General features: G+C 66.2%; 27 protein-coding genes. 18 read left to right on the plus strand and 9 right to left on the minus strand.

What is annotated here, in order from left to right; translation table 11 throughout:
* Nucleotides 1-58: 58 nt before the first annotated feature.
* From GOACH_RS16785 to GOACH_RS16795, 3 genes are all read left to right on the plus strand, one after another.
* Nucleotides 59-1,477 (plus strand): wax ester/triacylglycerol synthase domain-containing protein, encoded by a 1,419-nt coding sequence (locus GOACH_RS16785; protein ID WP_040519024.1) that lies wholly within the window; start codon nt 59-61, stop codon nt 1,475-1,477.
* A 103-nt stretch (nt 1,478-1,580) separates the two neighbouring features.
* Complete coding sequence (locus GOACH_RS16790; RefSeq protein ID WP_005177250.1) at nt 1,581-2,822, plus strand: glutaminase; 1,242 nt, start codon at nt 1,581-1,583, stop codon at nt 2,820-2,822.
* A 34-nt stretch (nt 2,823-2,856) separates the two neighbouring features.
* Entirely contained in the window at nt 2,857-3,681 is an 825-nt protein-coding gene (locus GOACH_RS16795) for a DUF1206 domain-containing protein (RefSeq protein WP_005177251.1), read from the plus strand.
* A gap of 71 nt (nt 3,682-3,752) precedes the next feature.
* Here the strand turns inward: GOACH_RS16795 and GOACH_RS16800 are convergent, their stop codons facing one another.
* Nucleotides 3,753-4,415: a hypothetical protein gene (locus GOACH_RS16800; RefSeq protein ID WP_005177255.1), complete on the minus strand. Its 663-nt coding sequence runs from the start codon at nt 4,413-4,415 to the stop codon at nt 3,753-3,755.
* Nucleotides 4,416-4,539: 124 nt separating this feature from the next.
* Here GOACH_RS16800 and GOACH_RS16805 point away from each other — a divergent pair, with 124 nt between their 5' ends.
* The 5 genes from GOACH_RS16805 to GOACH_RS16825 all read left to right on the plus strand — a co-directional run bounded on the left by GOACH_RS16805 (nt 4,540) and on the right by GOACH_RS16825 (nt 8,381).
* Complete coding sequence (locus GOACH_RS16805) at nt 4,540-5,373, plus strand: Cof-type HAD-IIB family hydrolase (protein WP_005177257.1); 834 nt, start codon at nt 4,540-4,542, stop codon at nt 5,371-5,373.
* Between the two features lie 84 nt (nt 5,374-5,457).
* Nucleotides 5,458-5,754: a YiaA/YiaB family inner membrane protein gene (locus tag GOACH_RS16810; protein ID WP_005177260.1), complete on the plus strand. Its 297-nt coding sequence runs from the start codon at nt 5,458-5,460 to the stop codon at nt 5,752-5,754.
* A 185-nt stretch (nt 5,755-5,939) separates the two neighbouring features.
* Complete coding sequence (locus tag GOACH_RS16815; RefSeq protein WP_005177263.1) at nt 5,940-6,560, plus strand: DUF6611 family protein; 621 nt, start codon at nt 5,940-5,942, stop codon at nt 6,558-6,560.
* A gap of 59 nt (nt 6,561-6,619) precedes the next feature.
* Nucleotides 6,620-7,006: a hypothetical protein gene (locus tag GOACH_RS16820; protein ID WP_005177266.1), complete on the plus strand. Its 387-nt coding sequence runs from the start codon at nt 6,620-6,622 to the stop codon at nt 7,004-7,006.
* A gap of 331 nt (nt 7,007-7,337) precedes the next feature.
* Nucleotides 7,338-8,381, plus strand: coding sequence for an NAD(P)-dependent alcohol dehydrogenase (locus GOACH_RS16825; protein WP_005177269.1), 1,044 nt, complete (start codon nt 7,338-7,340; stop codon nt 8,379-8,381).
* Nucleotides 8,382-8,408: 27 nt separating this feature from the next.
* Here the strand turns inward: GOACH_RS16825 and GOACH_RS16830 are convergent, their stop codons facing one another.
* Complete coding sequence (locus tag GOACH_RS16830) at nt 8,409-9,272, minus strand: D-hexose-6-phosphate mutarotase (protein WP_005177272.1); 864 nt, start codon at nt 9,270-9,272, stop codon at nt 8,409-8,411.
* A gap of 91 nt (nt 9,273-9,363) precedes the next feature.
* Here GOACH_RS16830 and GOACH_RS16835 point away from each other — a divergent pair, with 91 nt between their 5' ends.
* Entirely contained in the window at nt 9,364-9,906 is a 543-nt protein-coding gene (locus tag GOACH_RS16835) for a YceI family protein (protein ID WP_005177274.1), read from the plus strand.
* Here the strand turns inward: GOACH_RS16835 and GOACH_RS16840 are convergent, their stop codons facing one another.
* On the minus strand, nt 9,907-11,259 hold the full coding sequence (locus GOACH_RS16840; RefSeq protein ID WP_040519037.1) for a flavin monoamine oxidase family protein: 1,353 nt from the start codon (nt 11,257-11,259) through the stop codon (nt 9,907-9,909). It lies immediately after the preceding gene.
* Nucleotides 11,260-11,404: 145 nt separating this feature from the next.
* Between GOACH_RS16840 and GOACH_RS16845 the strand changes: the two genes are divergently transcribed.
* Both GOACH_RS16845 and GOACH_RS16850 read left to right on the plus strand, forming a co-directional pair.
* The gene (locus tag GOACH_RS16845) at nt 11,405-12,562 is read left to right on the plus strand and encodes an acyl-CoA dehydrogenase family protein (protein ID WP_005177278.1); all 1,158 of its coding nucleotides are present in this window, start codon (nt 11,405-11,407) and stop codon (nt 12,560-12,562) included.
* A 79-nt stretch (nt 12,563-12,641) separates the two neighbouring features.
* Entirely contained in the window at nt 12,642-13,253 is a 612-nt protein-coding gene (locus tag GOACH_RS16850) for a TetR/AcrR family transcriptional regulator (RefSeq protein ID WP_245551929.1), read from the plus strand.
* A 10-nt stretch (nt 13,254-13,263) separates the two neighbouring features.
* Here GOACH_RS16850 and GOACH_RS16855 read toward each other — a convergent pair whose 3' ends face one another.
* Together GOACH_RS16855 and GOACH_RS16860 are read right to left on the minus strand one after the other, a co-directional pair.
* Nucleotides 13,264-13,689 carry an HIT family protein gene (locus GOACH_RS16855; protein WP_005177283.1) on the minus strand — a complete coding sequence of 142 codons (426 nt, stop codon included), beginning with the start codon at nt 13,687-13,689 and terminating at the stop codon, nt 13,264-13,266.
* 49 nt (nt 13,690-13,738) lie between these two features.
* Nucleotides 13,739-14,125: a DoxX family protein gene (locus tag GOACH_RS16860; protein WP_005177284.1), complete on the minus strand. Its 387-nt coding sequence runs from the start codon at nt 14,123-14,125 to the stop codon at nt 13,739-13,741.
* Between the two features lie 83 nt (nt 14,126-14,208).
* On the opposite strand from GOACH_RS16860, the gene GOACH_RS16865 reads away from it, so the two are divergent.
* The gene (locus GOACH_RS16865) at nt 14,209-14,829 is read left to right on the plus strand and encodes a TetR/AcrR family transcriptional regulator (RefSeq protein ID WP_005177286.1); all 621 of its coding nucleotides are present in this window, start codon (nt 14,209-14,211) and stop codon (nt 14,827-14,829) included.
* A 62-nt stretch (nt 14,830-14,891) separates the two neighbouring features.
* A complete protein-coding gene (locus GOACH_RS16870; protein ID WP_005177289.1) occupies nt 14,892-15,968 on the plus strand; it encodes an ABC-2 transporter permease in 1,077 nt (358 codons plus the stop codon).
* On the opposite strand, the gene GOACH_RS23450 is transcribed toward GOACH_RS16870, so the two are convergent.
* Nucleotides 15,925-16,290 (minus strand): LysR substrate-binding domain-containing protein, encoded by a 366-nt coding sequence (locus tag GOACH_RS23450; protein ID WP_005177290.1) that lies wholly within the window; start codon nt 16,288-16,290, stop codon nt 15,925-15,927. The genes GOACH_RS16870 and GOACH_RS23450 overlap by 44 nt on opposite strands.
* Before the next feature lie 4 nt (nt 16,291-16,294).
* The gene (locus GOACH_RS24640) at nt 16,295-16,483 is read right to left on the minus strand and encodes a helix-turn-helix domain-containing protein (protein ID WP_040519027.1); all 189 of its coding nucleotides are present in this window, start codon (nt 16,481-16,483) and stop codon (nt 16,295-16,297) included.
* A gap of 106 nt (nt 16,484-16,589) precedes the next feature.
* Between GOACH_RS24640 and GOACH_RS16885 the strand changes: the two genes are divergently transcribed.
* Both GOACH_RS16885 and GOACH_RS16890 read left to right on the plus strand, forming a co-directional pair.
* A complete protein-coding gene (locus GOACH_RS16885; protein WP_005177292.1) occupies nt 16,590-17,669 on the plus strand; it encodes an NAD(P)H-dependent flavin oxidoreductase in 1,080 nt (359 codons plus the stop codon).
* 4 nt (nt 17,670-17,673) lie between these two features.
* Nucleotides 17,674-18,306 carry a pyridoxamine 5'-phosphate oxidase family protein gene (locus tag GOACH_RS16890; protein WP_005177293.1) on the plus strand — a complete coding sequence of 211 codons (633 nt, stop codon included), beginning with the start codon at nt 17,674-17,676 and terminating at the stop codon, nt 18,304-18,306.
* 728 nt (nt 18,307-19,034) lie between these two features.
* Here the strand turns inward: GOACH_RS16890 and GOACH_RS16895 are convergent.
* Both GOACH_RS16895 and GOACH_RS16900 read right to left on the minus strand, forming a co-directional pair.
* Nucleotides 19,035-20,336 carry a competence/damage-inducible protein A gene (locus GOACH_RS16895; protein WP_005177294.1) on the minus strand — a complete coding sequence of 434 codons (1,302 nt, stop codon included), beginning with the start codon at nt 20,334-20,336 and terminating at the stop codon, nt 19,035-19,037.
* A 46-nt stretch (nt 20,337-20,382) separates the two neighbouring features.
* On the minus strand, nt 20,383-21,255 hold the full coding sequence (locus GOACH_RS16900; protein WP_005177295.1) for an LLM class flavin-dependent oxidoreductase: 873 nt from the start codon (nt 21,253-21,255) through the stop codon (nt 20,383-20,385).
* A gap of 175 nt (nt 21,256-21,430) precedes the next feature.
* Between GOACH_RS16900 and idi the strand changes: the two genes are divergently transcribed.
* Genes idi through crtI form a run of 3 tightly spaced genes read left to right on the plus strand, consistent with a single transcriptional unit; the run spans nt 21,431 to nt 24,533 of the window.
* Nucleotides 21,431-22,015 (plus strand): isopentenyl-diphosphate Delta-isomerase, encoded by a 585-nt coding sequence (gene idi, locus GOACH_RS16905; RefSeq protein ID WP_040519038.1) that lies wholly within the window; start codon nt 21,431-21,433, stop codon nt 22,013-22,015.
* The gene (locus GOACH_RS16910) at nt 22,012-22,926 is read left to right on the plus strand and encodes a phytoene/squalene synthase family protein (protein ID WP_005177303.1); all 915 of its coding nucleotides are present in this window, start codon (nt 22,012-22,014) and stop codon (nt 22,924-22,926) included. Before idi ends, GOACH_RS16910 begins: the two co-directional genes overlap by 4 nt.
* Complete coding sequence (crtI, locus tag GOACH_RS16915) at nt 22,923-24,533, plus strand: phytoene desaturase family protein (protein ID WP_005177305.1); 1,611 nt, start codon at nt 22,923-22,925, stop codon at nt 24,531-24,533. The genes GOACH_RS16910 and crtI overlap by 4 nt, the downstream gene beginning before the upstream one ends.
* The last annotated feature ends 8 nt before the right edge of the window (nt 24,534-24,541 follow it).

The following is a 24,541-nucleotide window of genomic DNA, read 5'->3' on the forward strand; positions in this document are numbered from 1 at the left end:
CCATCGGAGTGATACGCGCTGGTGAAAACGGCTCCATCGCGCCGCGCGCGGGAGGAGAATGACATCCGTGAGCGACGACGTCGTCCGGATGAGTCAATCGGACATGTTCACCTGGCGGATGGAGCAGAATCCGGTTCTGCGATCCACCGTGGTCGTCGTCATCCTGCTCGACGCCTCTCCCGACTGGGAGCGGTTCTGCGCGACTGTCGCGCGAGCCGTTCAGGTGCTCCCCGCGATGCGTCGCAGACTCGTTCCCGATCGAGGACTCGCACCGCCACGGTGGGTCGACGACCCGGATTTCGACGTGAGTTGGCATCTCCACCACCTCGACGCCCCGCACCCGAGGAACCTTGCCGGGGTGCTCGACGTGGCGCGCACCGCGGGGATGACGGCCTTCGATCCAGCGCGGCCGATGTGGGAGTTCACCCTCCTCGACGGCCTTGATACCCGTGACGGCGACACCCATTGCGACGACACCGATTCCGACGCTCCGGCGGCCGCTGTGGTGATGAAGTTCCACCACTCGCTGACCGACGGCGTGGGTGCCGTCGCGATTGCGGCGGAGATCATGGACCTTGAGCGAGCAGGGACACCCCGTCCGCCCGTGCCCGAGACGGCGAGCGCTGCGCGCGCACCGTCGATCTTCTCCACCGCGGGCTGGTACGCGACGACCGCCGCCGGACTGGTGAGTGGAGTGGTGCGGACGACGAGTGGCCTCGGCGCCCGCATGCTGTTGCGTCCCATCCGGGCGCTGCGCGAGGTGGCGGGGACCTCGGTGTCGGTGGCTCGGATCGTCGAGCCGGTCATGCGCACGGCGTCACCGGTGATGACCGAACGCAGCACCCGGCGCCGCTTCGCGACACTCGACGTGCCCGTCACATCATTGACGGGCGCGGGACATGCTGCCGGAGGAACCCTCAACGACGCCTTCCTGGCAGGCACGGTGCTCGGCATACGCGCTTACCACCGGCGTCACGGCACTGATGTCGACCATCTGCGGGTCACGATGCCGCTGAATCTCCGCGCCGACGATGACTCGGCATTCGGCGGAAATCGAATCACACTGCTGCGCATCGCCATTCCCTGTGATACTTCGACGCCGCGCGAACTCATCGAGCGCATACACAAGGTCATCGAAGGGTGGCGGCGCGAGCCGGCAGTGCCGCTGGCCGAGTCGATCGCCGGAGCGCTCAACGTGTTGCCCTCGTCGGCGGTCGGCGCGATGCTCGAGCATGTCGACTTCCTCGCGTCGGACGTGCCCGGTTCACCGGTACCGCTCTACCTCGCGGGTGGGCGGATCACCCGGCAGTACGTCTTCGGTCCCACGATCGGTGCGTCGTTCAACATCACCCTGCTCAGCTACGTCGACGATTGCTGTCTGGGAATCGATGTCGATGTTGCCGCCGTACCGGATATCGACGTGCTCGTCGAATGTCTGGCCGCCGGGTTCGACGAGGTGACGGGACTCGCCCGCTGACCAAATCCACGACGACGCCTGTGATGCTCCCGAGCCGGGTCGAGCGCCCCGTGCGCGGCACTGGGTACCCTGGCGCCACAACGCAAGGAGGCGTCGAAACCGCATGCACTCACCCGTCCGCGACTATCTCACCGAAGTGCTCGACTCCCTGGCCGACGACGACGGCGGAGCCGTCGCCGACTACATTCCGGAGCTCGCGGCCGCCGACCCCGACCGCTGTGCTATCGCTCTGACCACCGTCGACGGCCGCACCTACAGTGTGGGCGACGACGAGGTCGAGTTCTCGATCCAATCGATTTCGAAGCCGTTCGCCTATGCCGCCGCGCTCGCCGATCGCGGTTTCGAGGCTGTGTCGGCAACGGTCGGGGTCGAACCCTCGGGTGAGGCATTCAACGAGCTGTCCCTCGAGGGCGACACCTGCCGACCGCGCAACCCGATGATCAACGCGGGCGCTATCGCCACCCATGGCCTGCTCGTCGGAGCAGACGCGACCGAGGAAGCGCGGGTCGACCGCGCGCGCAGCTTCTTCTCCACGCTCGCCGGACGGGAGCTACGGATCGGTGAAGAGGTCTATCGCTCCGAAATCGATTCGGCGGACCGTAATCTCGCCATCGCCCACATGTTGCGCAATTACGGCATCATTACTGCTACACCGCACGAGATCGTCGACGGGTATACCCGCCAGTGCTCGGTGTTGGTGACGGCACGCGATCTCGCGATGATGGGGGCGTGCCTGTCGAACGGCGGGATTCACCCGACGACCCACGAACGAGTCGTCGACAGAAGGGTTGCTCGCCAGGTCATGTCGGTGATGGCGGGATGCGGCATGTACGACGGCGCCGGTGAATGGCTCACCACAGTGGGCATCCCCGCGAAAAGCGGTGTCGCAGGAGGACTCCTGGGCACGCTACCGGGGCAGTGCGGCATCGCCGTCTTCTCGCCGCGACTCGACGAGCACGGGAACAGCGTCCGTGGCGTCGCCGCCTTCCGGCGACTCTCGAACGACATGAACATGCATCTCGTCGACGCCGAGCCCTACGGCACGACGGTCCTGCGGGACGTCGTGGTCGCCGAAGACACGACGACGTTCCAGATCCAGGGTGTCATCCAGTTCAGTGGCGCGGAGTACATCCTCGATGCGCTCGACTCCGATGACACCGACTCGCCGACAGTGGTTTTCGATGTCTCCGGAGTGAGCCACTTCAGTGACGTGGGACGTCGAATGGTGCTCGAGGGCATGCGCCGCGTACGACTCGACGGCCGACGGGTGGTGCTGATCGATCCCGACGACGCCCTGCCCGACCCCGACCTCGGTGACGGTACCTACCCCGACACGGCGGTGTAGGCAGAAGCAAACAGGTATCGACACGACGTGAGGGGTGACGGCCATCATCGGGATACACGCGGGTAAGAACGCTGTTCGGGAGGCGACGGACAACGGGTGGTTCGAAGCGCTGGCGCGTGGCGGTCATGTGACGAGCGGCCTACTGCACCTGTTGATCGCGTTCATCGTGGCACGACTGGCATTCGGCGACACAGGCAATGCTGATCAGTCCGGAGCGCTCGCGATGTTCGCGTCCTCGCAGGGCGGACGTGTGGCGTTGTGGGTCGCCGTCGTCGCCTTCGTCGCCATGGCTTTGTGGCGGGTGGCCGAGGTGATCCTCGGCCCGCACCCCGCCAATCCGAAGGCAGGCGACGACGACGGATGGTTCGATCGCGCACAAGCAGGTGCACTCGCAGTTGTCTACTTCGCATTCGCCTGGACTGCGGCGCAGTTCGCGCTCGGTCATGGGCAGTCGAGTGGACGGCAGAACGCGGGCATGAGTGCTCGGCTGATGGGCTCTGGGCTCGGCAAGTTCGTGCTCGTCATCGTGGGGCTGGTGATCATCGCGGTCGGCGTCTACCACATGTACAAGGGCCTGACTCGCGCGTTCTTCGATGACCTGACCATCGACGGCAATCCGGCTGTGAATGTCACCGGCATCGTGGGCTACTCGGCCAAGGGACTTGTTCTGATCGGTGCAGGGGTTCTCGTCGTCGTCGCGGCGGTCACTGCCGACCCGTCGAAAGCCACCGGCATCGACGGTGCGGTGAAGACAGTCGCGAGTTGGCCTGCAGGCCAACTCTTTCTGCTGTTGGCGGCAGTAGGACTCGCTGCGTATGGGATCTACTGCTTCGTGATGGCCCGGTACGCGCGGATGTGAGGGCGCACGCCCTGAATTGAACCGAACCCCAGCCGCTCGACAACCGAGAGGCTGGGGTCCGGTACCTGGGATCAGCGCGGAGTGTTGGCGCGAATGCTGTTGACGATCTTCAGTAGTTCACCGCGCTTGGCCGGAGGGCCGTCGAGCTGAGCGAACGCGATGCCGGCCTTGCCGTCCGCGGTGTGGAACTCGTGGATCACGGCGACCCGAACCTTGCGGATGCTGTCGATGGTTCCTGACTCCTCTGCGTACGAGGTGGTCTCGTCGACGGAGCGCCACGATTCGCGCTTCACCCGGATCTTCGCTGCGACACGGTTGACGTCGGCAGAAGTGCACCGCTGCGCAGCGCACTTCTGGTAGGCGACAACGCCTCCCGCACTACTGGTCTTGGTTGTGCGCTCTTCGAAACACGTCGCCCTGCCCGAGGCCGAGACGGCGGACGAGCCTGCCCCGCACGACCAGTCGCCCGGGATGCCGAACGTGTACTCGATGCCTGCGAACCCATCGGAGATGACGTAGGGGTGATCCGCCGGACTGAAGTTCGTACCCGCGACAAGGCCCGGACCGCCGTCGACGCCGCGCATGGGCAGCGACGGGTACCGACCGTTGGTATCGGCGTGTGCAGGGGCGACGACGCCCACGGACGTAAGCAACGCGGCGAGTCCCGTTAGCAGAATGAGCATGACGCGCGCGACGGCGCTCGATGACGGGGTGTGAGTCGGTGTGATCTTCACGGTCTCGGTTTCCTCTCGGAGGGCTTCTCGGCAGGTACTCGATGTGAGTAGGTACCGATTGGATGCGCCGGAGCCGCCGAAATGTTCCGGGCAGGCAGGGGAGGGTCTGCCAGAATGGACGACGATGCCCAGTCTGATGCCGCCCGTCCCCGCTGACCTGCGCCTCGTCGTCACCGACCTCGACGGCACCCTGCTCGACGACGCCAAACGCATTCCTGACGATCTGTGGCCGCTGCTCGACGAACTCGGGCGCCGCGACATCGTGTTCAGCCCCGCGAGCGGGCGACAGGCCGCGACCCTGCTTCACCAGTTCGGCGAAGCCGTCCCCGGGCTGATCGTGATCGCCGAGAACGGCGCGGTCGTGGCCAGGCAGGGCGAGATCCTGCGGACGCAGCCGTTGGCGCCCGACACAGCGAAGGCCGTGCTCGCCCGCGCCCGCGCGTTGCACTCCGACGGCGCCGACCTGGGGGTGGTGCTGTGCTCGCCCGAGATCGCCTATGTCGAACGCTCCGACGAACGATTCCTCGAGCAGATCCGCCCCTACTACTACGCGAACACCGTCGTCGATGATCTCGGTGCCGTCGACGCCGAGTTCGTCAAGGTGGCGGTCTACGATTTCGCCGGAATCGAGGACACCACGGCGCCGGCTGTCGAAGCCCTGTCGCTCGACGCGGAAGTCGTTGTGTCCGGCCAGCATTGGCTCGACGTGATGACGCGCGGCGTCGACAAATCCCAGGCGGTCCGGGCCGTGCAACAGCGACTCGGTGTCAGCCCCGCACAGACCATGGTGTTCGGCGACTACCTCAACGACCTCGGGATGCTCGATACGGCCGACTGGTCATACGCTGTCGCGAATGCGCATCAGAAGATCCTCGACGCCGCGCGTTACGTCGCACCGTCGAACAACGACAACGGCGTGGTCCGCACCGTGCGAGCCGCGCTCGAGACGGGTTCCTGAACGGTCACCTCGCGCCCAAACACTCACGTCGACTGCGTAGTCATACGCATCCGGAAGCGCGCGCACGTTGAGACTCTGGAACGCATGTCGTCCTCCAATGAGATCCCTCAGACCCCCACTACCGTCGCCTACTTCATCCAGGCAGCAATCGCCTTCGGTGTCAGCCTCGCCACCGCGTGCATCGGCATCCTCTACCTGCCGCTCGATCCCTGGCAGCGAGGCTTTCTCGCCATCACCCTGCTCTTCCTCACCTCCAGTACGTTCACCCTCGCGAAGGTCGTGCGCGACCGACAGGAACTGACCACTGTGCGAGCCCGCATCGACGAGGCCCGCGTCGACAAGCTCATCGCCGAGCACGACCCGTTCAACCGGGTCGCCTGAGAACCTCTGACGATCACCGCCCCGGCGTCGCCCACGATGCCGGGGCGGCCATTTGTATGCGGTCGCAGGTGTGGTCGTCAGCAGCCCGTCAAAGCTGTCCGACGCCGCGTCAAAGTCTCGTCAAAGTGCCCTCGAGACACTTCCGGGCTGCGCAGGAGCGGCGTAGCACTGTCGGAATGACGACGATGAGTTCACCCGGCAGACCGCTCGGTTCGCCCGAGCCAGAGCCCGAACCGCAGCGCAAGCCGTGCATCAGTGCAGAAACTTCTGACGCGTCGGGGTCGGTGTTGATCGACCGACTGGCCGAGGGACCGTCGGTGTGGGGATCGTTCAGCGCGGGCACGGGACGCTTCGGGGTGTGCCGCTACCGTCTCGTCGTCTTTCCGCCGGGCGTCAACTCGATGCAACGTCGCCGCCTCCGCCTCTGGCGCGGGTGGCCCGTCTGGGGTCCGCTGGTATGGCTCGCTGTCGCCGTAGGACTCAGCGCATGCGGCGCGTCGGGGCCGGTTGTCCTCGCTGCCGCGACCACGGTGTTCGTCGTGTCCGGTGTCGCCGCGCGGCGGGCTGCGGGTCGTCTGCCCGCAACGGTGCGCACCGTCGACCTGACCACCATCCCCGGCTACGACATACCCGAGGGCATGCCCACTCCGCGCAGTATCGCTAATACGGTCAGCGAACTACGTTCTGCCGACCGGAGATTGGCGCGCGGTGCCATCACGCCCGTCGAGCACGAAGTCGTCTGGCAACGCGTGTACGACTCGCTCCCGCCGCGGCGTCGTCGACCACCGATGGTGGCCCGCAGATGAGTGGCGCGCTCCGAGACCCGTCCCACATCACGCTCTATCGCAGACCAGGAGGAGATGTCATGACCATTGCGCTGGATCGTCCGAAGTCGTTGTCGCCCAATCATGTTGCGGTTCGCACCTTCGGATCCATGCCGTCGGGCATCACGACATCACTGGCCGCGTACGGGCTGCACCTCGGCGCCGACCCCGCGCACGACGCCAGGACCGGACTCCTGTTCGTCGACGGTGATGCGATTCGACGTTCCACGTCGCGGTTCCACTTCGACACACTGGCTCGCCCGACACGGGCGCTGCGCAATGTCGTCGTCTCGTCACTGACCGATCTGGTTCTCGATACCGATGTCGACCGGTGCTCGTCGTGTGTACGCCGGGCGAGCACCCGACCGAGCCGGTCATCTTCAGGCACTGGTTCGGCCAGGTGTGCGCCGACAGCTGGTATCACCTGACGATGTCCGGTGGGCTTCCTGCGCCGTCGATCACGTCGAAACTGTTCTCGACGCGGGCGACCCCGCAGGACATTGCCGACTCGGTCGCGTCCTGGTGTGTGCAGGCGGATGCGGTGGCGGCGGCGCGGCCATGGCAGTGATCGTGTGGTTCCGCAGTCGCTGGGCAATGGGCTGCGTGGAGCGCGAACACGCGAGGCTGGCCGCCTGTCCGCTGGCTGTACTGGGTCAGACGTCGTCGAGTCAGCGCATATGCGCAGTTCACGATGTGAGGGTAGACCAGAGGTGAGGGAGGGCGCCGGGGACGCACACCGAACCGAAAGGCGAACCGACCATGAAGGCCGTTCAGATGATCAAGGCAGGCGCGCAACCCGAACTCCGTGAGGTGGACAAACCGACGCCCGGTCCCGGGCAGGTGCTCGTGAAGGTCACCGCCGCGGGCGCGTGCCACTCCGACGATTTCGTCCTGAACATGCCTGCCGAGTCGTTCCCCTATCCGCTCCCCATGACGCTCGGGCACGAGGGTGTCGGCGTGATCGCCGAACTCGGGCAGGGCGTGTCGACGGTCAGCGAGGGGACCTCGGTAGCGATCTACGGCCCGTGGGGTTGCGGTGTCTGCCACCTCTGCTCGCAGGGGCTCGAGAACTACTGCTCGCGCGCCGAGGAGCTACAGATCACCCCGCCCGGGCTCGGGCACGATGGTGCGATGGCCGAGTACGTGGTTGTCGACGACCCGCGCCATCTGGTCCCGATCGGCGACCTCGATCCCGTCACAACCGTCCCGCTCACCGACGCCGGCCTCACGCCGTATCACGCGATCAAGCCGTCGCTGAGCAAGCTGGTCGGCGGTACGACTGCCGTCGTGATCGGTTCCGGCGGCCTCGGTCACGTGGCGATCCAGATGCTCCGCCACCTGACGCCTGCGCGCGTCATCGCCCTCGACGTCACCCAGGACAAGCTTGACTTCGCCAAGCAGGTCGGCGCACACGAGGTCGTACTCAGCGACGCCGACGCCGTCGAGAATGTCCGCAAGATCACCGGAAAGGACGGCGCCACAACCGTATTCGACTTCGTCGGATATCAGCCGACCATCAACACCGCGATGGGGGTCGTCGGCACGCTTGGCGACGTCACGATCGTCGGCCTCGGTGACGGCAAGTCGGTGGCACATGTCGGCTACTGGGCACAACCGCACGAGGTGTCGGTCCGCTCACCCTACTGGGGTTCCCGCTCGGAGCTGATCGAGGTTCTCGATCTGGCGCGTGACGGAGTGCTCGACGTCGCCGTCGAAAAGTTCAGTCTCGACGACGGGGTGGCGGCCTATCGCAAGCTCGCAGCGAACGATCTGCGCGGCCGCGCCGTCGTCGTACCCGAGTAGCAGTCGTACCCGAGTAGGAGCACCGCGTCACTCGAGTGCGATCGTCTGCCACATCTCGACGGTCGCACCCGAGGCGACCGTGAGGAGATCCGGACCCGCATTAGCGGTTTCGAGACAGACGAACTCGCGCCAGTGCGGCCCGACGTCGGCCATACCCGCGGCGACGTCGGGTCCCGGATTCCAGACCACTGCGGTGCGCGCACCGTTGCCCTGCACGCGAATGGTGCGGCCAAGCCCCGGGTCGACGAGTCGGTAGGTGCCGTCTGCGTCGGGATAGAGGCGGTCGCTGCGCGGTTCGTCGTCTGGCAGCCGCCAGTCGCCGTCCTGTGTCTTGACAGCGAGGTCGTCGAACTTGTCCTCGTACGCTGCACCCGAAAGTCCCTGCACGTGAATGGTTGTCGCGTCGGAAACGCGAAAGTAGTTGTGCAGGGCCTCGGTCAGTATCGCTTCCCGGTCGCCGGTGTTCGTGGTGCGCAACCCGATCTCGAGTGTTGCCCCGACGCGCACGGTAGCCGCGACGCGCAGCGCCAAACGCTCGAGGCCCTCCGGCGTCAGCCGTGCCTCCACCGAGCCGTCTGGCAGTGTCTGGGAACCTGCCAGCTGCCACCGCGTGGTGCGCGCATATCCGTGCGACGGGACATCGCTGTCGCTCTGGTTCTCTTTGCCGAAGTACGGCCAGCAGATGGGGATACCACCCCGAATCGGTGTCGGCGGTGTCGCGACGAGCGGCGACAGCCACAGTAGATCGGTGTCGGCGGCGGATGGCCGATACGAGAGCACCTGCCCGCCGAATACCGAGATCGCCGCCGTGGCCGCGGGCGTAGTGACGAGCCATGCGTCGAAACCGTCAACTGTCCCAGCACCGATACCGCTACCGCGTGAAGTGGTCACAGCACAACACTGGCACAGGTGCGCCGATTAGGGTGGTCGTCGACGACACCGAGCGGCACACCTCGGGAGAGAAGCATCGGGGAGGCGAGCGATGACCCAGGATTCATGGGAGCTGGGACCGGCAGAAGGAACCCTCAGCGTCCACACCGACGTGACAGGCCCCGCGGCGAGAACCGGACACCGCCTGACGATCGAGATGCGGGAGTGGTCGGCGACAGTGTCGAGCAGTGACGGCATGCCCACCGGGCTGTCCGCGAGTGTCGTGGTCGAGTCGCTGACCGTCGTCTCCGGTGAGGGTGGAGTCACTCCGCTGACCGGCCCGGAGAAGTCGATCGCGCGCGGCAATGCGCTCAAGTCCTTGAACGCCTCGAAGGCGCCCACGATCACCTACGACGCCGCGACGATCACCGCCACCGAGACCGGCTACCGCCTCGACGGCACCTTGACGATCAACGGCAAGTCGCGTCCGCACCCGCTCGACGTCGAGGTGACCGGCGCGCAGCGGGCCACCGTCGAAACCGTTGTGTCCCAACGAGAATTCGGACTCAAGCCGTACTCGATGATGATGGGCGCACTGAAGGTCGTCGACGAGGTCACGGTCGCCGTCGACGTCGAGCTGCCCTCCGGCCCCTGATCAGCTCCACAACTCGTCCAGCTCGACCTCTCGCCCCAGGATGTTCGACGCCGCGCGGCGCCCGGACTCGAGTGCGGCGGTGACCGTTGCCGGGTCGTCGGTCCAGGTGGCCTCGCCCGCGAGGTGGACCGACCCATTGCCGAGTGGTGTCGCCATCACGTCGTGATCAGCCGTCGTCGAGCCCACGGTCATGTACGCGTAGGAGCCGTGCGCGAACGGGTCGTCTTGCCAACGAGTGACGTCGACACGAGTGGGGTCAGTCACGGCTGTGCCGTAGATCTCGCGCAGTGAGTCGAGCACCGATGCCGCGATCTGCGCGTCGGGCCACTCGCGTATGGCCCGCGCGCACGGTCCGGCGGCAAAGGTCAACAGAGTCGGGGTGCCGTGAAGAGGCGTGAGGTCGTACCACGAATGCCACCACGCTCCCGCAGGTCCCTGGCGTCGGATCACATACACGTTCTCGTCCCAGAACTTCGACCCGAAGCGGAGGAACACCTTCTCGAAGGCGTTCATCTCCAGTCGGTCGAGTGCTCCGGCAACGGGCTCTGGAAGCGAGGGATCGAATGTGAGTCCACCAGCCTTGAGTACGCCGACCGGGACGGTCACCACGACGTGCTCGGCCGAGGTCTCGGCGGCGTCGGGACCCGCGACAGTGACGGAGCTGTTGTCCCAACGGATCTGCGACACAACGTGTTCCACAATCACTGTGACGCCGTCGGCGAGGTGTGTCGCCAGTGCGTCGTAACCGTCGGGGAACACCACCTCGTCCCCGTCGGTCTCGTCATCGTCGAGGCCGTGGGCATCGAGTTCGTCGATCCACACCCCGTACTGCTCCTCGGTCCGGTGGCAGGCGAACTCGTGAACACGTTGTGCCCGTGAGTGCTCCCACCCGAGTAGCGCAAGCGTCGCCTCTGTGGCGGTGCCGTAGGACACACCTGAGTCCAACGACGCGACATAGTCCGACAGCGCGGCGTCGAACGTCTGCACATCGTCGCCAAATGCACCGACGGCAGCATCGTCGAGTCGGACACCCTCGGGGTCGTAGTAGGCGATCGACCGACCGCCGGGTTGATAACTACCAACCGTGAACTCGATGGTGCGCATGCCGAATGCCTCGGTGACCGCATACAGCGGGGCGTCGTGGATGCCGTGAATCCACGACGCCCCGCGGTCGGTGACCGTGCCGCCCGAGCGATCGCTATGGACGCGCCCGCCGATGCGGTCGCGGGCCTCGAGTACGACGACTCGCCTCCCCGCTCGGGTGAGCAACCGGGCCGCGGTGAGACCGGCGATACCGGCGCCTACGACGATCGTGTCGTAGTCGGGTGCCGACTGGGCCTGCGAACGGGTCATGGAATGGGTGTACACCGCTGCCGCCGTGTCGGGCGCGCAAACGATGCTTCCGGTGACCGCTGGGGGACGGTGAGCAAGTCGGTGTTATTGACATTGTGCCAACTAGTCCTGATCATTGTTGGCCTAATGCCAACAGAGGAGGACGATGATGACCGACGATCTGAGCACCGAACTCGCCGACCTCACCGCACTTGCGCGAGAGTTCTTCACCAAGGAGGTCGCGCCCCGTCACGAAGAGTTCGTAACCGCAGGCGAACCCGACCGTGCGCTCTACCGCCGTGCAGGTGACCTCGGACTGCTGTGCATGTCCATCCCCGAGCAGTACGGCGGCGGTGGCGCTACGTTCGCGCATGAGTCGGTGCTTTTCCGGGAGCAGGCGCGGGGCGCCGACCTCTCGATGCAACTCGGTGTCCACTCCGGGATCGTTCCGCACTATCTGCTCTCGTATGCGAGCGAGGAACAGAAGAAGCGCTGGTTACCCAGGCTGGCGTCGGGTGAATGGATCGGCGCGATCGCGATGACCGAGCCAGGAACCGGATCGGATCTGCAAGCGATCAGTACCCGCGCGGTCCGCGAGGGCGACGAGTACGTGATCACGGGCGCAAAGACATTCATTTCCAACGGGGCAACCTGCGACCTGTTGATCATTGCCGCCAAGACCGATCCCGAACTCGGAGCCAAAGGGGTCTCGCTGCTGGTCGCCGAGGTGGGCCCCGACGAGAGCGGCAGGGAGCCGACCGGTTTCGAGCGCGGCCGCAAGCTCAAGAAGATCGGGCAGAAGGGGCAGGACACCACGGAACTGTTCTTCGACGGTCTGCGCGTTCCGGCAGCGAATCTCCTCGGTGGAGTCGAGGGCCGTGGCTTCATCCAGCTCATGCAGCAACTCCCGCAGGAACGGCTGATCGTCGGAGTCGCCGCGCTCGGCGTCGTCGAGGCTGCATACGAACTCACTCTCGAGTACGTGCGTGAGCGTCACGCATTCGGCAAGCCGCTGTTCGCGTTGCAGAACACGCGATTCGAACTGGCCGACATCGCCACCGTCGTCGAAGTGATGCGGGCCTTCGTCGACGACGCCGTCGCCAAGCACGTGCGAGGCGAACTCGACGTCAAGGGTGCTGCCATGATCAAACTCTGGTGCTCTGAGCAGCAAACCCAGATCGTCGACCGCTGCCTGCAACTTCATGGCGGATACGGCTACATGGAGGAGTATCCGATCGCACGACTGTTCGTCGACGGTCGCATCGCCAAGATCTACGCCGGAGCCAATGAGGTCATGAAGGATCTCATCGCCCGCAGTCTCTAGAGAGCCGGATGCTCGTCGCCGACGCGCTTCGTGCGCGTGCGCGAGACGGACAACCGCTGATGTGACAGCATCGAATTCCGTGACCACCGCAGACGAACCGCGCTGGCGCAGACTCGGCCCGGATGCCAGACGCAACGAGATCCTCGCCGTCGCCATCCGGGTGTTCGGCGAGCAGCCCTATGCGGCGGTGCAGATGGCCGAGATCGCCCGCGAAGCAGGCGTGGCGCGCGGTTTGTTGAACCACTACTTCGGCACCAAGCGTGACCTCTACGTCGAAGTCGTGCGCGCGTTGATGATCGTGCCCGAGATCGACCGCGTTCATCTGCCGAATGGCACTCTGCGCCACCGTGTCGAGGCATCCGTCGACTGGCTGATGTCGGTCCTCGATACGCATGGCAGAACGTGGCTGGCCGTCGGTGTGGACGGAATCGGCGACGATCCGCAGATCGCGGCGATCCTCGACGACGCCGACGACCGTGCCGCGCAACGCGTCCTCGACGCGATCGGATTCTCCGGGACCGGCCGAGCGCATCGCGACGCCCTGGCCGTCTTCCGTAGCTGGGGCGGCATGATGAAGGCCACGGCGCGTGAGTGGGTGGATCGCAAGACCCTGACACGCACACAGGCGCGCGCGATACTCATCGAGACGCTGGTACCACTCGTGGATCAGGTCATGTCCGGTACGGTCTGACCCTGCCGCGTCAGGTGAGTGCGGCCGACAAGGTCTGCGCGTAATCGGTCATGACGGTTCGATCGCCCGGAACACCCGGCTGCCACGGCAGCGACAGGCGATCGGTGTTCCGGTCGGCGTAGCGCGGGATCACGTGCAGGTGGAAGTGGAATACGGTCTGCCAGGCCGGAGCCCTGCAGCAGTTGAGGAGATTGACTCCGTCGGCGCCCACGCCGTCGACCATGGCGCGGGCGATGCGTTGAGCCTCCAGGGTCACCGCCGTGAGGTCATCGGCGCCGATGTCGAGCAGATCGGTGCTGTGGCGCTTCGGGATCACCAGCAGGTGACCGTCGTTGGCCGGGTTGATGTCCATGAAGGCGTATGTGGTGTCGGTCTCGGAGACCTTGATACCGGGGATATCGCCGGCGATGATGCCGCAGAAGATGCAGTCGCTCATGGGCTCTGACGTTACCCAACGTCGCACGCAGCGCCGATGAGGGTCGCTTCTACTTATCCGAACCGACGCCGCCCGCGTATAGCGCCGCGGCGATGAGCGCGGGCTGGAAGAACAGTCGAATGAGTCGCTTGCGGTCGGTGTCGAGCCCGAATCCGTCCTTGTGCTCGACGTACTGCGCGATGTTCCCGGGAAAGATCAGCACGTAGAACACCGCGAGCGCGATGCCGATGGCCCGCTTGTACCTGGGCAGGGCGAGGAATGACGTGCCGAGGCCGATCTCCGCGACACCCGACGCAAGGACGGTGACGTCGGTGTCGATGGGGAACCAGTCGGGGACCTGTGCTTGGAACTCGTCGCGCGCGACGGTCAGGTGTGAGACGCCCGCGAAGGTCATGAAGGCGCCGAGGACGATGCGGACAAGAGTGCTGGGGGACATGTCCTCAAGCGTAGGCCGCTGACGCGTGCTGTGTTTATGAGTATGCTCATTTTTGAGCACACTCATTTTACGAGGAGGTGACCATGGGCTCTGACGCTTCGACCGCGAATGGCAGACGTGCGCGCAACATGCGCGACAAGCACGATCGGATCTTCCGGGCGGCATCCGATCTCTTCGCAGAACGCGGGTTCGAGTCGGTGTCGACAGGCCAGGTCTCCGACCGCGCCGACGTCGCGGCGGGCACGGTGTTCCGCTATGCGTCGACCAAGGGTGAGCTCCTTCTCATGGTGCTCAACGAGGAGTTGCGTACCGCTCTCGACGTCGGCGCGACGCGTGCTGCAACCACCACCGACACCGCCGAGGCCGTCTACCGCATGGTGCTTCCGCTGCTCGAGTACGCACAGGCGAACCCCGAGAACGGCAATGCCTACCACCGCGAACTACTCTTCGGCGGATCAGGCGACCACTACCGCGCAGAAGGACTCGCACTGGTTGCCGAGCTACAGGACCGCATCGCCGAGCGTCTGGTTGCCGATGCTGACGGGGTTGTCGAGCCGGACCGAGCCATGCTTACCGCCAACATGATCTTCGCCGTCACCGCGCTCGCCATCGCTCGCGCATCGACGGGCGCCCATTCAGAACGGGATTCGTTCGACGACGTACGCACCCAGGTGCACATCGCCGTCGACGGCTACACCGCGTAACCGACTCGCGCGCTGCACTACTCACCGACCAATCCGTCCACACACGTTGAGGTGATGCGACCATGCTCATGACCGAAGCCGAACCTCTTTCGTTCGGAACGAAGTACCGACGTCTCCTGCTGGCCGTCGTCCTGCTCGGTGCCCTTGTCCAGCTCGGACTGGGCAGCTTCTATCTGGGAGTCGGGCACTCGCCGTCGCCGCGGCATATGCCGATCGGAGTTGTCGGGCCGCCGGCGCAGACCGAGAAACTCAGTGCCGCCGTCGAATCCGAGGGAAAGTTCGAGACGCGTCCGTTCGCATCCATGGATGATCTGCGAGCAGCGATCGCCCACCGCGAGGTCGACGGCGGGCTGGAGGTGACAGAACAGGGCATCGTCGCTGTCGTCGCGGGCGCGGGAGGTGCGCTGCCTGCCACCGCGCTCAAGGCCGTTGCATCGCAGGCCAATGTGCAGAACAAGCTGCCCCAGACTCTGCCCGTCGACGTGGTCACGCTGTCGGATGACGACATCAACGGCTCGTCGATCGGCTATATCCTGCAGGTGATCTCACTCGGCGGCAGCATCGCGTCGCTGGGGTTGGGACGGCTGATGCCGCGGGTTCCGCAGTCGCTGCGTCGCGGCCTGGGACACGTGGCGGCCTTGGTCGCCTATGCGGCGGTCTCGGCGGGGATCGTACTGTTGTTCTCCTGGTTCTTCGGGGTGGGTAGTTCGGCCGACCAATGGCGGCTCTTCGGGACCTACACGCTGATCTCACTGGCCATCGCGGGGTCAACGGCGGGGCTGGTGACCTTGTTCGGACCGATCGGCTCACTGGCCGGCGGCTTCTACTTCCTCATCGGTGCAACGCTTTCGGGGGCGTCGATTCCGTGGAACTTCTTGCCCACCTTCTGGGCGAAGCTCGGCGAGTGGTTGCCCACGGGTGGCGGCGCACAGCTCGTCCGCAACTCGCTGTACTTCCCCGACGCGGGATGCGCCTCCGCCCTGGTGTGTCTCGGGTTGTACGCCGGCCTCGGCACGCTGACCGTGCTCATCTGGAACATGTTGGGCAACCGAAGTTCTCGCACGTCCGCTGTCGACGTCGACATCTTGTACCCGATCACGCACGAGCACCATCACCGTGAGCAGTCTGCTCGCGACTGACCGCCGCTGAGGCGGCGTCGAGGAAAGCATCGATCATCGCGCCGGTTGACTCGGTGAGGTAGGCCAGATGAAGTGTCGTCGCAGGCGCGTCGGGGATCGGGATGAACCGGACGTGCGCGTGCGTCACGCGTCGGGCAGCAATCTCTGGCACTGCTCCCACGCCGCGGTCGGCCGCGATCAACTCGAGCCACTCGTCGAAGTTGGTGCACTCGATGACCTTTCGGTCTCCGAGGTTCTCTTCGTCCTGCCACGAGCGAGGGAAGGTCGTGCCGGTGAGCGTGTTGACCACCAGGGGTAGTTCGCCGAGCTCACGCCAACTCAACGATTCACGCTCGGCAAGGTCCGACGCTGCGGCTGCTCCGCTCGAACAGCCGTGCGTCGAGAATGCGCTCGGCCTGCTGAATGGTTCGGGACAGTGCAGGCTGCGAGATGCCGAGTTGCGCTGCCGCAGTGGTGAACGAGCCCGCGTCGGTCACGGCGACGACGCCCCGGAGGTGGCGCAACTCGAGATCCATAACTGCAGAGCATAGTTCATGCTCAGGGGGCATTTCCCAGACGTGGCGTCGGTGAGTAGCCTCGTCGATATCGCCAGCGTTCACTCCGCACGACGGGAGCACACAGATGCCTGACAGCCCAGAGATGTTCGACCTGATGAGCCTGCGTGTGCCGATCGTCGTCGCGCCGATGGCGGGTGGCCCTACGACGCCGGCGTTGGTCATCGCGGCTGCACACGCGCAGGCCATGGGTTTTCTCGCGGCAGGCTACAAAACGCCCCAGGCTCTGGCTGCCGAGATCGATGAGGTCGTCGCGTCCGAGGCGGGCACTTACGGCGTCAACCTCTTCGTGCCGGGCGGACCGTTTCGCGACCTGGAAGCGGTGCGCCACTACCGTGACGAGCTGGCGCCCGTGGCGCGGCGATACAACGTCGAAGTGGGCGCCGTCGTCGAATCCGATGACGATGCGTACGCGGCCAAGCTCGACGTGGTCATCCAACGTCGTGTCCCGGTGGTGTCTTTCACCTTCGGCCTTCCCGACGACGCAGTTCTCGCGCGGTTGCATGAGGCGGGCATCGCCGCGGTGGCGACAGTGGCCGATCCCGATGCCGCAACTCGTGCGGCAGCGCTTGGCGTCGATGCGTTGTGTGTGCAGGGTATGCAGGCAGGTGGGCACCGTGGGACGTTGAGCGTGGACGCAGAGCCCTTGGAGATCGGGACCGTCGAGTTGGTCCGGCAGGTGGCCGAGGTCGTCGACCTCCCGATCATCGCCGCCGGCGGGATCGCCACCGGCGCACACGTCGACGACGCGTTGGCCGCGGGAGCCGTTGCGGTGCAACTGGGAACCGCGTTCCTCGACAGTGCCGAGGCGGGAACGAAGCCCACCCACCGTGCTGCACTGCGTAATCCGCGGTTCACCGACACCGTGGTGACACGAGCGTTCTCCGGCAGACCCGCGCGGGCATTGCGCAACGAGTTCACCGATCGGTATACGCCGCTCGCACCTGCCGAATACCCCCAACTGCACCATCTGACGAGCCCGCTGCGCTCGGCGGCCGCACTCGCGGGAGATCCGGAGTTCCTGAATCTGTGGGCGGGAACGTCGTTCCGGGACACAGGCTTCGGACCGGCCGAGGAGATCATCGCACGTATCTGGTCACAGACCACGGCGGCTGCCGCTGCGCGGGCATCGGAATCGCAGGACTGACCGCATGGGAGATCGCTACCACCACATCGCGTACGGCCCGCACGCGCTTGCGCGACAGCATCGTGCCGGGAGCAACGTCGTATACGGAGACGTTGCCGCACAACCTGATTCGGGTCCGGATGAGCTGGGCGAGCGCGAGCTGGCCTTTCTGCGTTCGATGTTCCAGTTCCACCTGGCGACGGTCACCGACGGCGGCTGGCCCTACATCCAATACCGCAGTGGCCCCAAGGGGTTCGTGCATCACCTCGGTGGCAACCGCATCGGTTTCGCGGACTTCCGCGGCAACTCTCAGTTCGTGTCGGTGGGCAATATCGAGGACAACCACCGTGTGGCGCTGTTCTGCGCCGACTACCCGCGTCGGATGCGGCTGAAACTCCTTGGCCGCGCGATGATTGTCGACGACGACGATCAGCTCTTGCGCGAGTTGATGACAGTTCCCGACGGCAAGGTGTCCGCCAGAGCGGAGCTCTGCATACTGATCGACGTCGAGGGCATCGACTGGAACTGCTCGCGGAGCCTGGTGCCGCAGTACGACCGCGAGTACATCCGAGAGCTCAATCAGGCCAACGCTCGTCGAGTCGCCGAGCTCGAAGAGCGAATCCGTGTGCTCGAGGCACGGGAGGGTGAGCGCGGCTGACCCGGGTGGGCCGCAGTGGGCTCGGGCGCCGCGGCGTCGAACAGGGGTCGGCGGTGCGGAAAGTGGGGGAAGGGTTCGCGCGGGGGCTCGGGCGCCGCGGCGGAAAGTCGGGGAAGGGTTGTTTCCGCGGGTGTTGGGCGTTTCCCCGTGCAGCTTCTGGGGGAAAGGTGGGGAGGTAGAGGAAGGAGTGCGTGCCGGGCGCGGCAGAAAGTGGGGGAAGGGTTCTTTCCGCGGGCGTTGGGCGTTTCCCCGTGCAGTTTCTAGGGGAAGCGGGCGGAACTAGGGGAAGAAGGCCGGGCAGCGCTCTTCCGCGGGTTTCTGCACCGGCCGCCGACCCCTCCGCGGGTTTCTGCGCCGGCGGCCGACTCTTCCGCGGGTTTCTGCGCCGGCGGCCGACTCTTCCGCGGGTTTCTGCACCGGCCGCCGACCCTTCCGCGGGTTTCTGCACCGGCCGCCGACTCTTCCGCGACTTCTCCGCCGGCGGCCGACTCTGCCGCGGGTTTCTGCACCGGCGGCCGACCCTTCCGCGGGTTTCTGCACCGGCCGCCGACCCCTCCGCGGGTTTCTGCACCGGCCGCCGACTCTTCCGCGACTTCTCCGCCGGCGGCCGACTCTGCCGCGGGTTTCTGCGCCGGCCGCCGACTCTTCCGCGACTTCTCGCGCACCCGAACCGCCTCGACGACGCAGCGGCGAGACGACCCGGCGCCGCGGCGCGCTGCGTGAGCCGGTCAGCTCGCGGCGGCGCGGAGGGCGTCGGCGAGGAGGTGGAAGGCGATGGTCGTCGATCGTTCGCGGACCGCGGCGCGGTCGCCCGGAAGGTGCAGTGTCCGGGTGATCGTCGGGGCTCCGGGTACTCCGATTCCGAAACATACTGTGCCGACCGGTTTTCCGGGAGTCTCACCGCCCGGCCCTGCGATGCCGGTGGTGGAGATCGCGGTGTCGGCGCCGAGACGGGCCATCACGCCTTCGGCCATTGCCGCGGCGACCGGCTCGCTCACCGCACCCAGCTCGTCGATCAACGACGCAGGCACGCCGAGTGAGTTGATCTTCACGTCGTTGGAGTAGGAGACCACTCCGCCGAGGACGTAGGCCGACGACCCTGCACGATCGGTGAGTCGCGCGGCAACCATTCCGCCCGTGCAGGATTCGGCAGTGGCGATGTGTCGTCCCGTCAACAGTTCTGCGAGTTGGTCGTCGATGGTGGCACCGTCGGTGGAGAAGGTCTGTGAGGGGTACATCCCGACGAGGAAGTTGGACAGTGCGGTGTAGTCGCCAGACGCTGAGACGGGGTAGCGCGTGACGATCTCCAGTTCGCCGCGGCGCAGACACGTGGTGATCTCGAGGTCGTCGTAGCCGGGTACCGCATCGTGTGCGGCGCGCAGGCCGGCAGCCAGGTCGGCTTCGGGCAGCCCGAACATGCGGATGGTGTTCTGCCGCATGTCAGGATGCCCGACGATCGCCTGGTCGATCGGGGGCGCGGTGATCGCGTCGGGCCACATCAGCTGCAGCTCCCGTGGCGGTCCGGGTAGTACGAGGATTGCGGGCAGGCGACGGCGCCCACGCGGATCCTCGCCCGCGGGGACGGCGACTCCCGGCGCGGTGCCGGTGGGTGGAATCGATTGTGCGCCTTCGGGAACCATGGCCTGTTTGTCGATGCCGGCCGCCGTGGCAGCCGACGCCGACTCGCTGCCGCCGCGGCCCTGCCAGCGGCGGATGATCTCGGCGATGTGATCGCGTAGCGGCTCGTCGAGATGTAGCTCGCGACCGGTGAATTCGGCAACGGTGGCGACGGTGAGGTCGTCGGCGGTAGGGCCGAGGCCGCCGGTGGTGACGATCAGCGACACGCCCTCGTCGGCGAGGAAGCGCAGCTCTGCTGCGAGATCCTCGGGGCGGTCGCCGCAGACGATGATGTGGGCAACGTCGACGCCGAGCGCGAAAAGCTGTTCGGCCACCCACGGGCCGTTTCGGTCGGTGATCCGTCCGGTGAGGACCTCTGTCCCTGTCACCACGATGCCCGCGCGTACCGTCACGGCCCAAAGCCTATCGCCGCATACTCGTCCGGGGCATCTGTGCAGGTCAGCGGCGGTTCAATGTCAGCCTCGTCGCGGCAACCTCGTCGAGAACCGTTTCCGACGCGACGTGCGGAGGCGTCTGCCGCGGCCAGTGCACGATCACATCGGTGAAGCCGAGCTCGGCCGCGCGGCCGGTGAGGTCGTCGAACATGCCGAGGCTCTCCAGCGACTGCGCCGGCCCCGAGTCGATGCTGAGGTATCGACGGAAGTCGGAGACATCGGAACGGTCGGCGAGCGCGGCGTCGAGGATCTCGCAGTTGCGTGCGATGCCGGTGAACCAGTCGTCGACGGTGGCAGCGGTGGTGTTGCCCGTGGTGATCCAGCCGTCGCCGACGCGTGCGGCAAAGCGCACCGACCGCGGTCCGTTGCCCGAGAGCAGCAGTGGCACGCGCTCACGGACCGATCCGCCGACCAGCCGCATGTCGCGTGCGGTGTAGTACTCGCCGTGGGCGTCGACGTGGTCGTCGCGCAATGTGCGGTCGAGCAGCCCGGTGAACTCCTGCAGCCGATCAACCTTCTGCCGTTCGGTGAGCTCGGGTTGTCCGAGAAGCCTGTCGTCGGGTGTACCGCCCGCGCCGAGCCCGAGGAGCAACCGGCCGTCGGAGATGTCGACGAGGGTCTGCACCTCCCGGGAGAACGCGACGGGATGCCGGAAGTTGGGTGAGGCGACGAACGTTCCGAGTCCGATGGTGCGAGTGACCGTGGCCGCAGCGGTCAGAGTCGGCATGCACGAGAACCACCGAGAGTCGGGCAGGCCACCCCAGACGAGGTGGTCGTAGGTCCAGGCGTGGTCGAAACCCATCTGCTCGGCTCGCTCCCACAGCGGTCGCGAGCGTTGCCAGTCCAGATCGGGGAGAATACAGATACCGAAGCGCACCCGGCCAGCCTAGTGCGCGCAGTTCGAGGCACCTCCCATCCAGGCGTCCGGCGGCGTCGAACACAAGGTGACAGGACTGCCGACCTCTCATGGGCTCGGCTGATGACCCGCGTGAAGCGCGAACCGCGTTCGCACCGGACAATCGAGAGGTGAAGGGCGAGAGGTGAAGGGATCGATGGTCGAGGACCTGGTGGTACTCGTCGACGACGACGGCCGTCCCCGTGGCACCGCGAATCGACTCACCGTGCACGGCCCCGATACGCCGCTGCACTTCGCGTTCTCCTGCCACCTGGTCGACGACCGTGGGCGAATCTTGATGACCCGACGGGCACTGGGCAAGAAGACCTGGCCCGGCGTGTGGACGAACTCGTTCTGCGGACATCCGCGACCAGGTGAGAGCCCCGAACAGGCGATCGCCCGCTACTCACAGCGTGAACTCGGCATCGACGTCATCGATCTCCGGCCAGTGATCCCCGGTTTTCGCTACCGGGCCGTCGACGCGAGCGGGGTCGTCGAGAACGAGGTGTGTCCGGTGTACGCGGCGCGGCCGGTCGGCGACCTCGCGCCCAACCCCGACGAGGTGATGCAGCACACCTGGGCAGAGATCGATGACATCTGGGAGATCGCTCGACGGACCCCATGGATGCTGAGTCCGTGGTTCGTCGACCAGATCGCCGAACTCGGGCCGGCGGTCGGAGCCTATGCACGACGCGTCGAACGTGCACACCACGATGCAGCAGCCGGCGAGGACGTCGGATGAGCCGCCGGATTCGCGTCGACCTGCACGCGCCGCACACTCGCTACGACGAGGTGGCCGACGCCAGCGCGGCGTTGGTGATCAACTCGTACTCGTCGTCGTTCGGGCTGGCATCGCGACTGCTCGCCGAGTCGGTCCGTGTGCATGTCCGCAACATCTATGCGCTCGTTCGCGTCGCCGACGAGATCGTCGACGCGCCTCGACCGGGCCAGGGTCCAGACGAGCGTCGAATCGCGCTCGATCGCCTCGAATCCGACACCGATGACGCCCTCGACAGTGGTTCGAGTACCAATCTCGTCGTGCACGCGTTCGCCCGGTCGGCGCGCAGCACCGGCATCGACAGGTCGCTCACCGCACCGTTCTTCTCGTCGATGCGGATGGATCTCACTCGAAGCGCTCACGACGAGGCGAGTCTCGCGGAGTACATCTACGGGTCGGCCGAGGTGGTCGGACTCATGTGTCTGCGCGCCTTCGTCGCCGACGAGCCGCGAGCGCACGAGCGCTACGACGAACTGAGTCCCGGCGCACGACACCTCGGTGCAGCCTTCCAGAAGGTCAACTTCCTCCGCGACTTCGCCACCGACAGTGGCGATCTCGGTCGTCGATACCTGATCGGCCTCGATCCCGCGCATCCCGCCGAGGAGGCGTGGACGCGATGGCTCGACGAGATAGACGCCGACCTCGCCGTCGCCGCGGACACCATTCCCCGACTCCCGCGCAACAGCCGTGTCGCCGTGTGCGTCGCGCACGACCTGTTCGCGGAACTCAACGCTCGACTGCGTGACCCCCCCGCCAGTATGGCTGCACGCCAACGGGTTCGGGTGTCGACGCCGGTCAAGACACGTATCGCGGCCGCCGCCATCCTGCGCCGCGGTCAGCCCCGCGCCCGTGCGTCGGCGGCGGTGGTCGCGTGAGCGCGACGTCGCCGCGCGTCGCCGTCGTCGGGGGCGGGGTCGCGGGACTGGCGACGGCAGCGCTCCTGGCAGACGACGGGTACACGGTCGACGTCTACGAGCAGCGCGCCGACTTCGGAGGCCGAGCCGGTTCCTGGGAGTCGGAGGGGTTCCGCTTCGACACCGGGCCGTCGTGGTGGCTGATGCCCGAGGTGTTCGACCATTTCTACGAACTACTCGGCACGTCGACCGCCGAGCAACTCCACCTGCTCCGTCTCGACCCCGGGTATCGGGTGTTCTTCGAGGGGCATGCCGATCCGGTCGACGTCCACAGCAACGAACGACGCTCCATCGAACTGTTCGAGAATCTTGAACCTGGTGCGGGACAACAGTTGTCGAAGTATCTGTCGTCTGCAAGACACGCATACGACATCGCTGTGCGACGTTTTCTCTACACCAACTTCGACACCCCGCGGGCGTTTGTCGATCCCGAGGTCCTGCGGCACGCGAAAACCCTGGTGCAGTTGTTGGGCACCAACCTCGACGCGTTCATCTCCGCGCGGTTCGGCGATCGCCGACTCCGCCAGATCCTGGGCTACCCTGCGGTGTTCCTCGCGTCCTCGCCCGAGCGGGCGCCCGCCATGTACCACCTGATGAGTTGGCTCGACCTCGACGAGGGGGTGCGCTATCCGGACGGCGGGTTCACGCGATTCGTCGACTCGCTGTGTGCGGTGGCCGAGGCGAAGGGGGCCCGACTACACGCAGGTGTCACGGTGACCGAGATCCTCACGCGCCCAACCGAGAGCGACGGTGGTCGGGGATCTCGGATACGACGGCGGCTGTCCCGTCGCCGAGCCGCGGTGGCCGGGCTGCGTGTCGCCGACGCTGACGGACCTGACCGGATCATCGACGCCGACATCGTGATCGGTGCCGCCGACCTGCATCACGTCGAAACCCGACTGTTGCCGCGGCCGCTGCAGACGTTTCCGCAGCGGTGGTGGGATCGACATACGTCGGGGCCGGGGGCTGTCCTGGTCTTTCTCGGTGTGCGCGGAGAACTGCCCCAGCTGGAGCATCATTCGCTGTTCTTCACCGAAGACTGGACGAGCAACTTCGACGACATCTTCGAAACACCCACGGCCGTACCTGATCCCGCGTCGCTGTATGTGTGCCGTCCCTCGGCGACCGACGAGTCCGTGGCGCCCGCCGGACACGAGAACCTCTTCATGCTGATCCCGGTGCCTGCCGATCCGGAACTCGGACGCGGCGGAGTGGATGGTGCGGGTGATCCGGTGATCGAGCAGATCGCCGACCGAGCAATCGACATGGTGTCGTCCTGGGCGGGTATCGACGACCTCGCCGAGCGCGTCGTCGTCCGACGTACCACCGGCCCGGGAGATTTCGTCGCCGATCTCAACTCATGGTCCGGCGGTGCGCTCGGACCGGCACACACGTTATGGCAGAGCGCATTTCTCCGCGCGAACAACCGATCTGCCCGTGTGGACGGCCTCTACTATGCCGGTGGCAGCACGCGTCCGGGAATCGGCTTGCCGATGTGTCTGATCAGCGCGGAGCTGATCCGCAAGAGACTTCGCGGCGACCACTCGCCGGGCCCGTCGCAGTGCTGACACCGACC

The sequence above is a fragment of the Gordonia aichiensis NBRC 108223 genome (assembly GCF_000332975.1).
GTDB lineage: Bacteria > Actinomycetota > Actinomycetes > Mycobacteriales > Mycobacteriaceae > Gordonia > Gordonia aichiensis.